The sequence below is a fragment of the Acinetobacter sp. YH12134 genome (assembly GCF_013418555.1).
Taxonomy (GTDB): Bacteria; Pseudomonadota; Gammaproteobacteria; order Pseudomonadales; family Moraxellaceae; genus Acinetobacter; species Acinetobacter indicus.
This window is the reverse complement of the sequence record NZ_VPBT01000021.1, coordinates 1-12,979: the sequence shown is the minus strand read 5'-3', so window position 1 is coordinate 12,979 and position 12,979 is coordinate 1. Positions and strand designations below refer to the sequence as shown.

Below are 12,979 nucleotides of genomic sequence, written 5' to 3'. Positions count from 1 at the left end.
TGTTTTTATCCATCGCCATCCTGCCCAGTCAGTCGTTGCAAGGCAGATGTCCATGATGGGCTGGGTTGGTTTTTTAATGACTTTGATAACGGTTAATTTCATGGGATGTCACCTGCCTGGAGAATCCAGCCCGTGTCCAACGTCAGCACATGAATACAATAACGGAGAACGATAATGAGCCAAGACTTTAAAAAATGTCCGGTCACCCACCTCACCACCGATGCCGGTGCTCCGGTGGTCGATAACCAGAACAGTATGACCGCCGGTGCCCGTGGTCCATTGCTTACCCAGGATTTATGGCTCAATGAAAAACTGGCGAACTTTGTTCGTGAAGTGATTCCTGAGCGTCGTATGCACGCCAAAGGTTCAGGTGCATTCGGAACCTTTACCGTGACTCACGACATTACCCAATATACCCGCGCCAAAATTTTCTCTGAAGTCGGCAAGAAAACCGAAATGTTTGCCCGCTTCTCGACAGTGGCCGGTGAGCGCGGTGCAGCCGATGCCGAACGTGATATTCGCGGTTTTGCACTAAAATTCTATACCGAAGAAGGCAACTGGGATTTAGTCGGTAACAACACACCGGTGTTCTTCTTCCGTGACCCGCGCCAGTTCCCGGACCTGAACAAAGCGGTAAAACGTGACCCGAAAACCAACGTCCGTTCCGCCAACAACAACTGGGATTTCTGGACCCTGTTACCAGAAGCGCTGCATCAGGTGACCATTGTCATGTCAGACCGCGGTATTCCAGATGGTTATCGTCATATGCATGGTTTTGGCAGCCACACCTACAGCTTCATTAATGCCAACAATGAACGTTTCTGGGTCAAATTCCATTTCCGTACCCAGCAGGGCATTAAAAACCTGACCGATGCCGAAGCCGCAGCACTGATTGGCCAGGACCGTGAAAGCAGCCAAAATGACCTGTTTAATGCAATTGAACGTGGCGATTTCCCGAAATGGACCCTATTCGTGCAGATCATGCCGGAAACCGAAGCGGAAACCGTGCCTTATCATCCGTTTGACCTGACCAAAGTCTGGCCAAAAGGTGATTATCCATTAATTGAAGTCGGTGAGTTTGAACTGAACCGTAACCCAGAAAACTATTTCCAGGATGTGGAACAGGCCGCTTTTGCACCAAGTACTCTGGTGCCGGGGATCAGCTATTCACCAGACCGTATGCTGCAAGCGCGTTTAATTAACTATGCCGATGCCGCACGTTATCGCGTGGGGGTAAACCATTCCCAGATTCCGGTAAACGCAGCCCGTTGTCCGGTCCACTCTAACCGCCGTGATGGTCAGGGCCGTATGGATGGCAACTATGGCGGCTTGCCACACTATGAGCCAAACAGCTTCCAGCAATGGCAGGAACAGCCACAGTACCGTGAACCACCACTGAAAATCCGTGGCGATGCCGATTTCTGGGATTATCGTCAAGATGACAGCGATTACTTTAGCCAGCCGCGTGCCCTGTTCAACCTGATGAATCCTGAACAGAAACAGGCGCTGTTTGACAATACTGCGCGTGCCATGGGCGATGCCTATGACTTTATCAAGTACCGTCATATCCGTAACTGCTTTATGTGTGACCCGGCCTACGGCGAAGGTGTAGCCCAAGCCTTGGGGATGACCGTGGCAGATGCTCAGGCCGCTCGAGCCACCGACCCTGCGCTGGGTCAGCCAGGCGTGCTCTAAGCCTCTACACAGAGAGTTCAAGCCATAAAAAAACCACCTTCGGGTGGTTTTTTGTTGCAGGATTTAAACTTAAACAATCAGCTTCTTGCCTTCGCGAATGCAATAAAACGGATTCATCAGTTTTGAGGATTTACGCATGGCATTTTGCAAATCGACTTCCGGCTGTTCACGGCCTTCATCGGTGAGCTGGAAGGTACGGTAATGAATGGCCAGCGAACATTTGGAATGCAGGTCTTTATGCGCCTGAAAAGCATCTTCCGGATTCATGTGCATATAGCGCATCAGGTCCCGTGGCTCATAGGCACCAATCGGTAATAGTGCAATCCGCGGTGCGCCAATACGGGCATGGATTTCCTTAAAATGCGAGGAATAACCGGTATCTCCGGCAAAGAAGCAGTGATCTTCACCATGCAGAATCGAGAAGCCACCCCAGAGGGCACTGTTCTGGTCGCGCATACCACGGCCTGAACCATGCTGCGCCGGAATATAGACCAGTTTTAATTCATTAAATAGCGCCGATTGCCACCAGTCCATTTCCACCACATGAAAGTTTTTTGGCAAATACCAGCTGTTGCCCAGTCCGGTATAAATTGGCATGGCAAAACGGGCATGTAACCAGCGCAGGGTGGCCAGATCCATGTGGTCATAATGGTTATGGCTCAACAGCACCGCATGAATGGTCGGTAACTCTTCCAGGGCAATTCCAGCCGGGCAAATCCGTTTCGGACCTCTGCCCTGCTGCGGTCCGGCATATTCACACCAGACCGGATCGGTCAGGAAATTATAGGGGCCAATCTGAATCAGAACGGTAGCATGCCCTACAAACCAGATCTGCCAGTCATCCAGGCTGGCATTCGGACGTTCCTGCGGAATCGGACGCTTGCCTTCAGCGGGCTGCTCTGGTGTGTTTTCTGCGGTCCAGCTATTGCGTTTACGCTGTAACAGCCATTTCAGCAAATCACTGCGGCTACGCCCTTCGGGTGCCGGCACCGGATTGAAAAACTGGGCACCGTTATAATGCCGGGAAGGTAAAAACTGCAAAGCAGGCTGACGCCAGGCGTGTGACCAACATGTTTCGGTTGGTAGCTGAAAATGCTTAGGTTCCGCGTTTTGATTCATGTCAGTCCGATAAAAATTGAAGCACGTAGAGCAAATCCTGTGATTTCTTAAGTCTTCATTACACAGGACAGCAAGTGCCGATGCAATATGCATAGTATCCAAAATTGTGGAATATTTTGTTTTATGTTTTTGTTGTTTTTAGCAAAAGCCAAAACAGCAGGAAGCGCATGGCTTCCTGTGCTGTCACCATTTAGAAAAATACTGACGCTGCCAGTCTTTCCAGAAATACATCACAATGCCCAGCATCACCACCGCAATCCCGGCCACCGCATGTGCACTGATATGCTCATGATTCAGGGTCGCTCCGAGTACCAGTGCAATAATCGGGGTCATCACATTGCTTAAAGAGACAGTGGACGCAGCCAGACGGCGAATCAGCCAGAAATAACACAGCATCGCCACAATCGAAGACATGATCATGGTAAACAAAAAGCCAATCATGGTTTGCATGCCCGGCCATTCGGTTGGCATATGTGACCAGATGAATGGCAACATCAGCATTGAACCCAGTGCCGAGACCAGCAAGGAACCGGTGGCCTGTGACATCGGACTCAGTGGTGCATTAATCTGCTTGACCCAGAAAATCGAGCTGATATACGACACCATGCTAATTAACATCAGCACAATCCCAATCGGGTTGATCTTGCTGTCTGCCGAGTCAGCAAAGACATAACTCAGCCCGGCCACCGCCACCGCCATGCCCAGCCATTGCAGGGCCACCAGTTTCTGGGTTTTTAAAATCACATGGCCAATTAAACCGGCAATAAGCGGGGAAAAACCAAAAATCAGCGCCATTAAACCCGAAGTCAGGTAATTGGCTGCCAGATAAATAAACAGCTGCGCACCAATCAGGTTCAGGCTGCCCGCCACATAACTTTTGAGTGAGGTTTCATCCAGCGGCAACGGATCACGCATCAGTTTCAGTAAAAACAGCGCAATCAGCGAAGCCCCGAAATAGCGGATAATCAGCACCCACATGGGATGGACTTCTTCCACACTCCACACAATCGCCAGCGGCGTGGTGGCCCAGATCAGCACCAGCAAGGCATAGATACTGGCGGTAACGATTATGGGAGATGAGTTTGAACTCATAGACAACTCAACTAAATTTGAAAACCATAAAATGAAGGCATCTTTATTCAAACCCATCTTGAAATAATGAGGATGACGACCTGAATGTCACCACGGAACGAAGAGAGACGCCCAAACAATGAAAAGAGTTTTGCCCTGCGAACTCAAAAATAAATTTTGAGGATTCTTATCAGCTTTAAAAAGTAAGACCTACCGACACAAAGTCATGTACAAATCACCATGCACATTGTGGACATGTCTCAACAAGAAAATAAAACAGCCATAAAAAAGCAGACCAAAGTTACCCAAGGTCTGCCCTGCCGTATCGCCGGATTATTTTACCAGCTTACGAAGATCCTGACTCAGATCGAGATATTTGTCAGCCTCAAAAGCCGCCTGTTTACTGATCAGCTTTTTCAGGTGACGCATATCTTTGGCTGCATTCACGGTAATCCCGCCAACGATCACGCCATCGGTGACACCAAACAATACGAATGATGATTCAGCACGCAGTTCAGGTTTGATCTCGCCACGCACATGCCATTCAGCCGCTGCCATATCACCAACAAACTGATAGTTGATGTCCAGCTGATCGGTCCAGAACCAGGCCGGGTTTGCCGCTGGATGTTCAACGCCCATCACGTGACGCGCGAAGATACCCGCTTGCAGGTTGGCATTTTCCCAGGTTTCAACGCGGCGGTGGTTACCACAGTCACGCAGTTGCGTGGCCACGTCACCGGCTGCATAAATATCCGGATTTGAGGTCTGGCAGTTTTCATTGACTTTAACCGCAAAGTCCGCATCCAGACCGGCTTCAACGGCCAGCTGTGCATTCGGGATAATCCCGATGCCATAGACCACAGCATCTGCACGCAGCTCTTCACCGCCTTCCAGTGTTACCACAATTTCTTCGCCATCCAGCTTGCATTCTGCAATCTGGGTCGACAGGCGTACATCAACACCGGCCAGTTGTTGCTGCTGCAGCAGGAACTCGCTCAGGATGCGTGGTGATGAACGACCCATCACCATTGGACCCATTTCAATCACGGTCACTTCACATTCTTTAAAACGTGCGCTTGATGCAAGCTCCAGACCGATCACACCACCACCAATCAGGATGATACGGCGGCCCGGCTGTAATACCGGCACCAGCGCTTGTGAATCTTCCAGGTTACGCAGGGTGTACACGTGTTTACCCAGCGCATCGAAGTTGGGTAAACGACGCGCTGCACCACCGGTGGCCAGCAGTAACTTGTCATAAGCAACGACATCACCGTTTTGCAGTTCAACCGTTTTTGCCTCGGCATTGATTTTGGCCACACCGTTACCACGGATGGTTTCAACGCCCAGTTCCGCCAGTTTTTCTTCTGACAGAATTTCGATTTTGGTTTCGGCTGGTTTGAGAATCACATCTTTAGACAAAGGCGGACGCTCATACGGCAAATGGGTTTCATCCCCGATCAGGGTGATTTTGCCTTCGTATTTGTTGCCACGTAATTCCAGAATTGCGCTGGCACCGGCCTGACCTGCACCGACAATCACGATGCTGTTTACATTGCTCATTCAGTTAACCTTTTAATTCTGCAGAAACGATACCGAAACCGGCAATCCACTCGCTGATTTCTTCATAGCAGTGGGTGGTCATGTCATATTCGCCCAGCTCATGCAATGCAGCAAATGCCGCCATCCATGAACGGACTTCCTGACCGCCACGGCCGCCATCACGACGGATTTCCGCTTCAGTCATGGCTTCCAGTGCTGCGAAATCTGCCTGCTTGAATTTCTCCAGCAAAGCAATATCCCATTCCGCATTCAGCGGGACTGCCACAGAAGTATCCCCCGCGGCCAGCTTCTGACCCACGGCAATAATTTTTGCCTGACGGGCTTCACGGGCTTCCGGGGTCGGGTTACGACCGGCAATCAGGAATTCTTCCACTTCTGGTGGTACCGAACCCATTTGCGGGGTTGGTGGATCGTGAGACAGACCACCCGTACCCAGAACCAGTACGCGTTCGTTTTCAAGATTCAGTGACTTGATAAACTGACCGACCGCACGACCTAAAGCGATGGTACGCTTCGTAGTTGGCATTGGCGCAGCTGCACCATTAATGAAAATTGGAATCGTTGGATAACGATCAAGTTTGCCGTCGCACAGGAAGTGCAATGGCTGAGTCACACCATGGTCAGCTTGCATACGGTAAGAATACGCAACGTCCACGCCCTCATCGAGTACACGACGCACTAAGCCCAGTGCTTTGTCTTCTGGTACATCAATGTGTGCATTGTCTTTACCATAGTCCCAGTCACCTGCTGCAGTGGCACGAATACCCACACAGAAACTTGGCATCAGGTCATAGAAGAAACCATTGAAATGGTCTGGACCAAAGGTAATGATCAGGGTTGGATCGTAGGCTTTGACTTCCGCAGACAGTTTTTCAAACGCCTGACGAACAGCTTGTTCTTTGCGTTGTTCTTGCGGAGTGGCAAACTCCATTAAAGGACTGTGCGATGCACAAATAAGTTTAACGGCCATGTGTGACTCCTAAACGGAAGGCAGCCAAAAGGCTGCCGGGTTAGTCCATTATGTTTTAAGGCGTGAATTACTCGTCAAAGAAACCGGCACGTGGTTGACGTAAACCACGAATGCCCAAGCCACATTCCGCGTTAATCAGCACGCCGGTCAGTGGACGGTTATTTTGACGTGAAGCCAGCAGCACATATGAACCGGTCATATCTTCTGGTTCTGGCAAGAAGTTCAGTGGCATACCACGGGCAATTTTCTCAGGATCACGTGCATCGAGCAGGCCAACATTTTCCTGACCGAGTGATGCCGCACCTTTGATATTCACATTCATGGCAGACGGTGCCACGGCATTAACACGAACTTTTGGCGCTAATTCATAGGCCAGTTCTTTCATGATGCCTACACCAGCATGTTTGGATGCGGTATAAACAGGACCACCGCCCGATGAATACAGCGCAGAGTTCGATAAAGTGAAGATGATTGAACCTTCTGACTTGATCAGCTCGTCTAGCGCTGCTTTGGCACCCAGAATCAGCGACTTGGTATTAATGCCCATGATTTCATTAAAGGCTTTATCCAGTTGCTCACCCGAGGTGTTAACGATATCGGCATAGTGATCCCAGATACCGGCATTACCCACAAAACAGTCAAGCTTGCCAAAACGCTCAACGGTCGCTTGAACAGCACGGACATTGTCTTCATAGTTGGCAACATCACCAGCGATTGCAAGAATTCGGTCACCAAAGTGTTCCTGTAAAGCATCAACTTTAGACTGAGAACGCTGAAGAACGGCCACCTGTGCTCCTTCTTCCAAAAAACGCTCAACCAAAGCCCAGCCTAAACCTGAACCACCACCAGTGATCAGTGCAACTTCGCCTTTTAGCCAACCCATGATTACTCTCCTGCCATCTCTACGTATAACGCGCCATCTTCAACAATCACTGGGAATGTCTGGATTGGATCTGTTGCTGGCAAGCATAGTGCTTGACCAGTTTTCAAACAGAAACGTGCAGAGTGCAGCGGACATTCAACTGTACCGTCGTCTTCCAGATAACCTTCAGACATCGATGCATTACCATGTGAACAGCGATCATTCATTGCGAAGAATTCACCGCCATTGTTGAATACTGCCAGCGCATCGATACCGTTTACGCCGCAGTCCACTTTCAATGCTTCGCCTTCGTCAAGCTCGTCAACTTGGCAAACAAAAATCTTATTCATTAGAAGAACACACTCAGGTTATGTGAGTTATAGGTAACTTGGTCAAGCGTGATCTTACGGTTGAAGATCTGGAAGCCTAAGCCGCCTTCAACTTTACGGATCTTGTCATGACGCTTACCACAGTAAATCGTAACGTCTTTCTCTTTTTGGGTACGGTACAGTAAATAAGTCACGTACACATCGTATTCGCCTTCTACTTCAGACGCTTCAACAATCACGTTAGACACCATGTGAGTCGTACGTGATGGAGGCTCTTCTGCCCAGGCCATACCGGTTTCAAGACGGGCAACACGACGTTCCAACAGATCTTTCGTATCGTTGAACACCCAAGTCGTCGGTGGTTCAACCGAACGACGACGGTCACGGGTTTGTGCGTTTGGTGTGGTACGTAGCGTGTAAGAAATATCTTCAGCTAGCGTGTCTAACCACTCGCGGAATTTCCAGTCATCAAGAAGCTTGGCTTCTTGATACAGGAACTGACTAATTTGGTGATGAAGTTCTAAACTGATTTGACTCATTTCATAAGCTCCTTCTCATATTCGTCAGCCGCAGCTTCAACGTCTTCCCATTTTTCATGAATCAATAAATCTGCCCAACGGCGGTACATACCACGTGCTGCAGTTTCAGAGAAAATATAGTTAGTGATACCCGGGATACCATCTTCACGTACTTTCTCGTTACCTTTACCCATTTCCATAATGAGTTTGTTTTGACGCGCTTTGTAACCACGTAAAACTTTTTGGATTTCGATCCAGTTTTCAGAGTCATCTTGCTCCAGGAAGCCTGCAGGACCGAAGGCACGAGTTGCAGAACGTTCAAATGCTGCTTGTACATCTTCTGGTGCGTCCGCATCACAGATACAGAATGCCCAAACTTCAGTTTTGTTTGGACCACGTGGGTGCCATACACGAAGAGTCGCAGTACCGTTCAACCAAGACAATGTAGGGAACATGGTGTTGTGACCCGCTAAACGAAGCGCACGAGTTTCACCTAGGCGTTCTTTCACTTCTTCGTAAGTTTCACGGAAGTAGTTCGCTACTTCACCGTCAACCCATACGTTTGCATCTGGTTTCTCTGTGAAGAAGAAGCCTGAACCGTGACCACGTGAACCGTATTGGATCGCGTCTTTCGCAGTTTCCCAAACTGGACGAGCAGTTTGTGCAGCACCTAATTTCTTAGAAGATTCGTCGTCTGGTTTTGCACCCAGCACCTGAATTGCAGATGCGTGAGAGAACAACGCGTGGTATTGGTCAGATGCGAACTGTTCGGCTGCAAATTTCCAGTTACACTCGATTTCCCATTTGTGTACACCACCCACGATCACAGTACCGCCTTCACGACGATCGACAACACCGTCCAGGTACCAAGCGATATCGCCCATGTATTCTTCTAGATCTGGAGTCGTTTCATCCCAGCAGCCGAATACCAAGCCTTTGTAAGACTTCACACGGTTTACTTCAACCAGACCCCATTGCTCTTTACATGCACCATGCGGGTACGCACGATCTTCAAGCGGGATGTCTTTTAAAGAACCGTCAATACCGTAAGACCAGCCGTGGTATGGGCAAGTGAACGCACGGGTATTACCACAGTCTGCGAAGCTTACGCGCATAGAACGGTGACGGCATTGGTTTAAGAATGCTTTGATCGAGCCATCTTTTTGACGTGCCACAATGATCGGATCTTCTCCCATATAGGTGTTGAAGAAGTCGCCCGCCTTAGGAATTTGGCTTTCATGGCAAAGGAATAACCAGGTACGACCAAATACACGTTCAAGTTCTAACTCGTAGATATCTGGATCAGTATAGATAGATGGCGTAATACGTCCATTTTGTGCATCGACTAAAGCGTCGATTTCGCGCACATCAATTTTTCCACTCATTGAAAGCTCTCCTGTGACCGACACAACGGCACAAAATAAATAGACTCAACTTTGCATGGATAATGATTTTTTAGCGGGGTTTAGTGAAATATTTTTTTTGTTTTAATTAAGATATTTTATCAATTACTTATCGCTTATTTCTCTTTATTAAAGCATTAATAAAATTTGAAAGCCTATTTATTTCCTAAATGGCAGAATAATCTTCACCTAATAGTTGATTATAGATTATACTCTTAAGACATGATAGTTAGACATTTTTTGAATTAATCTTTTGGAATGGGTTTATGGAATTACGTCACCTTCGCTATTTCATTACCGTGGCTGAAGAACTGAACTTCAGTAAGGCTGCCTTGAAGCTCTACACAGCCCAGCCTTCTTTAAGTCAACAGATTAAAGACCTCGAAGAAGACGTTGGCGTAAAACTGTTACACCGGACCAAACGTAAGGTCGAACTGACAGAAGAAGGCGCAGTGTTTCTGGAACAGGCGCGCTTGACCCTGGCGCAGGCCGACAAAGCCGTGGCTATGGCGCGTCAGGTGTCCCAGGCCAAACAGCAGATGCTGCGCATTGGCTTTGTACCGGTCGCGGAAATGAAGATTTTCCCGTATGTGTTGCCGAATCTGCGCGTACAGAACCCCGATCTGAAAATTGAATTGCTCAGTATGAACAACAATGATCAGATGAAAGCCATTAAAAAAGGTGAACTGGACATCACCTTTACCCGTCACAACTTTAATAATGATGAAATTGAAAGCCAGTTCGTGCTGCGTGAACCGCTGATTTTCATTTTGCCGAAAGACCATCCGCTGGCCAAATACGAACGTATTCCGGTCAAAGCCCTGAATGGCATTGATTTTATTATTCCGGCTGCAGAGCAATCTCTTACCCTTCACAACACCATTTTAGATTTTGCCAAAGCTAATAATATTGAATTTAATATCGTGCAAAAAGCCGATAACATCTTGTTTAACATCAACTCTATTGGTATTGGTCTAGGTTGTACGATCCTTCCAGGCTATATTACACCACTGACCATGAATAACACCATCATCCGTCCGCTGGATATCGAACTGCCTTATCTGGACCTGTATGTCAGTTACCGCAAAAACAGCAACTCGCCATCGGTCGACAAGTTTATGGAACTGCTGACCCGGGTGTTTTACCTGGATATTAACCGCGATTAAGCCACGCTTTGGCTGACTGCCTGTAAGCATCATTATTTCGAGACTAAATAATGGTGCTTTTTTTATGGCCAATTTGCTGGCTTTTTAATCAGATTAGACTTAAGTCGCAGGCTTTTTTGCACCATTTTTTATCATTTTTGCACTTTTACGACTTTTTCTCTGCTAGCCGCGCAGATTTATTTTCAGCCGTAAACTACAACTTAAGTCTAATAAGCTAGACTACAGTGAAGTGCCGCTATGTTCTGCCCCTGAAGCAGGATGCTAGGCATGCTTTTATCTGTTATGGGCCAGATCAAAGGAATAAGAATGATAAAAACACCGTTTAGCCATATTAAAACCGGGATGCAGTCTCATCCTTATTTTTTTATCAGTTTTCTGATCACCACGGTGCTGTACGGTATTTTTCAGTGCTTGAGCCCGTGGACCTGGTCGACCTGCCTGCTCATCAGCTGGAATATTGCCGTGTCCGGCTATCTGCTCTTTACCCTGCTGAATTTCTGGCATAGTGATCATCAGCATATTCTGCAACGCGCCTAGCAGCAGGATGCCAGTAAATGGCTGATTCTGTTACTGCTGTTTCTAACCCTGGTGATGTGCTTTATTGCGATTATTGTCGAGATCAACTTATTTGCCCAAACCGACTTTGCACGCATGGGGCATTTTCTGCTGGCGATTACCACTATTTTATGTGCCTGGCTGTTTATGCATACCATTTTTGCGATTCACTATGCGCATGACTATTATCTGGCGCTGCAACAGCATCAGGCAGGTGGGCTGGAGTTTCCGAAAACCCCTTACCCGACCTATCCGGATTTTCTCTATTTTAGTTATGTGATTGGCACGTCGGCACAAACCGCCGATGTCAGCATCAGCTCACGCGCGATGCGTATCCTGAACATGCTGCATATTGTGCTGGCCTATATGTTTAACACCACTATTCTGGCGATTTGTATTAATCTGGTGGCCAGCTTTATTCAGCACTAAACCGGTTGAGCCAGAAATTCCGCCCATAAAAAAAGGATGGCCTGTCACCATCCTTTTTTCGCTTTTATCACCGGCTTATTTTACGCCGTGCGCCGCCAGGTAGTTTTTAATAACTGTGTTGAACTCATCGGCTTTTTCAACTTGTGACCAGTGACCACATTGACTGAAGATGTGCGCATCTGCATTTGGCACCACATTCAGAATGTCCCAGGTACGGGATACTGGAATCACCACGTCTTGAGTACCATGAATCAGAAGTACAGGTACCGTGATGTCTTTCATTTTTTCGAAGTCTAATGGGAATTCGAAACGGTCACGGTCACGTGCGCCAACCACGTCCATTAAACGGTCAGATGCATAGTCATTTGCAGCCGAGTCAAAACGGACTTTCACCAGTTCATCTGTGATCAGGTCTTTGTTCACCACGAACATAGACAGTGTCTTACGGATACCTTCTTCAGTCAGTACTGGGTTCGCGTGCGCTTTCAGTGCAGCAGTTTGCTTGGCACCACCGGTACCCATAGACACGATACCCAGAACGCGCTCTGGATAATCCAGTGCCAATTGAAATGCCAACCAGCCACCTAAAGAGTTACCCACCAACCAGGTTTTCTCGATACCTAAAGCATCTAAGGTACGGATTGCGTGATCAACCCAGGCACGGATCCCGTATTGGGTACCCGGTGCAACAACGGTTTGACCATAACCAATGGTATCAATCGCGATACAACGTGCCTGTTCACCAATTTGTGGCAGGTTTAACCACCAGTTGGCCGCTGCAGATACACCCGTACCTGAACCGTGCAAGAACAGAATTGGCGTACCTTCACCAATTTCATGGTAATGGGTGAGTTCGCCTTCTGCGGTTTCAATCCATTTATCTTCTAAGCCAAAGAATGAATCTGTTGTATAGTCAGGGATTTGGACAGTGCTCATACTTACTCCTCATACAGTCTTTAGCTTGCGTTTCCCTCAATCTTGGAAGGTCTGGACGTCAAGTGACTCGTTGAACATGCGTTTTCTATAGGCTTATATTAACCGCTCCTGCGCTTTCAACTGATACAAAATTACGATTTTAAGCTACAAAAAAACGATTATTTAAGCCATTGTTTTTAAACATTTTAGTTAATTTTAAATCCTTATTTTTATTAGGACTTTCATCTATTTTTATATATAGTCAAACTACTTTATTATTCATACAGGATTCGAAAAAAACTCGAAATAACTCATCGACTGAGTCGATCAACCATTCTTTACGTTTACGTTTACGTTTAACCCATGCCCACATCTGTTCTATAG

At 47.6% G+C, this 12,979-nt stretch carries 11 protein-coding genes and 1 pseudogene; 3 read left to right on the top strand and 9 right to left on the bottom strand.

Translation table 11 applies throughout. From position 1 onward, the window contains the following. Positions 1-174 precede the first annotated feature (174 nt). Positions 175-1,695, top strand: a complete 1,521-nt coding sequence (locus FTU69_RS11715; protein ID WP_005182013.1) for a catalase — start codon at positions 175-177, stop codon at positions 1,693-1,695. Between the two features lie 69 nt (positions 1,696-1,764). Here FTU69_RS11715 and FTU69_RS11710 read toward each other — a convergent pair whose 3' ends face one another. The 8 genes from FTU69_RS11710 to hcaE form a co-directional block, all read right to left on the bottom strand. Then, entirely contained in the window at positions 1,765-2,814 is a 1,050-nt protein-coding gene (locus FTU69_RS11710; RefSeq protein WP_005182011.1) for an MBL fold metallo-hydrolase, read from the bottom strand. Positions 2,815-2,997: 183 nt separating this feature from the next. After that, positions 2,998-3,906, bottom strand: a complete 909-nt coding sequence (locus tag FTU69_RS11705) for a DMT family transporter (RefSeq protein WP_180103925.1) — start codon at positions 3,904-3,906, stop codon at positions 2,998-3,000. Between the two features lie 312 nt (positions 3,907-4,218). Further along, the gene (hcaD, locus tag FTU69_RS11700; protein WP_104484194.1) at positions 4,219-5,448 is read right to left on the bottom strand and encodes a 3-phenylpropionate/cinnamic acid dioxygenase ferredoxin--NAD(+) reductase subunit; all 1,230 of its coding nucleotides are present in this window, start codon (positions 5,446-5,448) and stop codon (positions 4,219-4,221) included. A gap of 4 nt (positions 5,449-5,452) precedes the next feature. Beyond that, positions 5,453-6,418, bottom strand: coding sequence for a 3-carboxyethylcatechol 2,3-dioxygenase (locus FTU69_RS11695; protein ID WP_168381732.1), 966 nt, complete (start codon positions 6,416-6,418; stop codon positions 5,453-5,455). 67 nt (positions 6,419-6,485) lie between these two features. Next, a complete protein-coding gene (hcaB, locus tag FTU69_RS11690) occupies positions 6,486-7,301 on the bottom strand; it encodes a 3-phenylpropionate-dihydrodiol/cinnamic acid-dihydrodiol dehydrogenase (RefSeq protein ID WP_168408474.1) in 816 nt (271 codons plus the stop codon). A 2-nt stretch (positions 7,302-7,303) separates the two neighbouring features. Continuing rightward, positions 7,304-7,630: a 3-phenylpropionate/cinnamic acid dioxygenase ferredoxin subunit gene (gene hcaC / locus FTU69_RS11685; protein ID WP_005181999.1), complete on the bottom strand. Its 327-nt coding sequence runs from the start codon at positions 7,628-7,630 to the stop codon at positions 7,304-7,306. Then, complete coding sequence (gene hcaF / locus FTU69_RS11680; RefSeq protein ID WP_005181997.1) at positions 7,630-8,148, bottom strand: 3-phenylpropionate/cinnamic acid dioxygenase subunit beta; 519 nt, start codon at positions 8,146-8,148, stop codon at positions 7,630-7,632. The genes hcaC and hcaF overlap by 1 nt, the downstream gene beginning before the upstream one ends. Beyond that, entirely contained in the window at positions 8,145-9,512 is a 1,368-nt protein-coding gene (gene hcaE, locus FTU69_RS11675) for a 3-phenylpropionate/cinnamic acid dioxygenase subunit alpha (RefSeq protein ID WP_163142924.1), read from the bottom strand. The genes hcaF and hcaE overlap by 4 nt, the downstream gene beginning before the upstream one ends. Positions 9,513-9,796: 284 nt before the next feature. Between hcaE and hcaR the strand changes: the two genes are divergently transcribed. Next, positions 9,797-10,696, top strand: coding sequence for a DNA-binding transcriptional regulator HcaR (gene hcaR / locus FTU69_RS11670; RefSeq protein WP_168396762.1), 900 nt, complete (start codon positions 9,797-9,799; stop codon positions 10,694-10,696). A 306-nt stretch (positions 10,697-11,002) separates the two neighbouring features. Continuing rightward, positions 11,003-11,680 (top strand): annotated as a pseudogene (locus FTU69_RS11665) (DUF1345 domain-containing protein). 75 nt (positions 11,681-11,755) lie between these two features. Here the strand turns inward: FTU69_RS11665 and FTU69_RS11660 are convergent. Next, positions 11,756-12,616: an alpha/beta fold hydrolase gene (locus FTU69_RS11660; protein WP_005181976.1), complete on the bottom strand. Its 861-nt coding sequence runs from the start codon at positions 12,614-12,616 to the stop codon at positions 11,756-11,758. Positions 12,617-12,979 lie beyond the last annotated feature (363 nt).

What these genes read in the sequence shown, in the direction of transcription:
- FTU69_RS11715 (WP_005182013.1), top strand. Translation starts at nt 175, where the DNA reads ATGAGCCAAGACTTTAAAAAATGTCCGGTCACCCACCTCACCACCGAT.
- FTU69_RS11710 (WP_005182011.1), bottom strand. Translation starts at nt 2,814, where the DNA reads ATGAATCAAAACGCGGAACCTAAGCATTTTCAGCTACCAACCGAAACA.
- FTU69_RS11705 (WP_180103925.1), bottom strand. Translation starts at nt 3,906, where the DNA reads ATGAGTTCAAACTCATCTCCCATAATCGTTACCGCCAGTATCTATGCC.
- hcaD (WP_104484194.1), bottom strand. Translation starts at nt 5,448, where the DNA reads ATGAGCAATGTAAACAGCATCGTGATTGTCGGTGCAGGTCAGGCCGGT.
- FTU69_RS11695 (WP_168381732.1), bottom strand. Translation starts at nt 6,418, where the DNA reads ATGGCCGTTAAACTTATTTGTGCATCGCACAGTCCTTTAATGGAGTTT.
- hcaB (WP_168408474.1), bottom strand. Translation starts at nt 7,301, where the DNA reads ATGGGTTGGCTAAAAGGCGAAGTTGCACTGATCACTGGTGGTGGTTCA.
- hcaC (WP_005181999.1), bottom strand. Translation starts at nt 7,630, where the DNA reads ATGAATAAGATTTTTGTTTGCCAAGTTGACGAGCTTGACGAAGGCGAA.
- hcaF (WP_005181997.1), bottom strand. Translation starts at nt 8,148, where the DNA reads ATGAGTCAAATCAGTTTAGAACTTCATCACCAAATTAGTCAGTTCCTG.
- hcaE (WP_163142924.1), bottom strand. Translation starts at nt 9,512, where the DNA reads ATGAGTGGAAAAATTGATGTGCGCGAAATCGACGCTTTAGTCGATGCA.
- hcaR (WP_168396762.1), top strand. Translation starts at nt 9,797, where the DNA reads ATGGAATTACGTCACCTTCGCTATTTCATTACCGTGGCTGAAGAACTG.
- FTU69_RS11660 (WP_005181976.1), bottom strand. Translation starts at nt 12,616, where the DNA reads ATGAGCACTGTCCAAATCCCTGACTATACAACAGATTCATTCTTTGGC.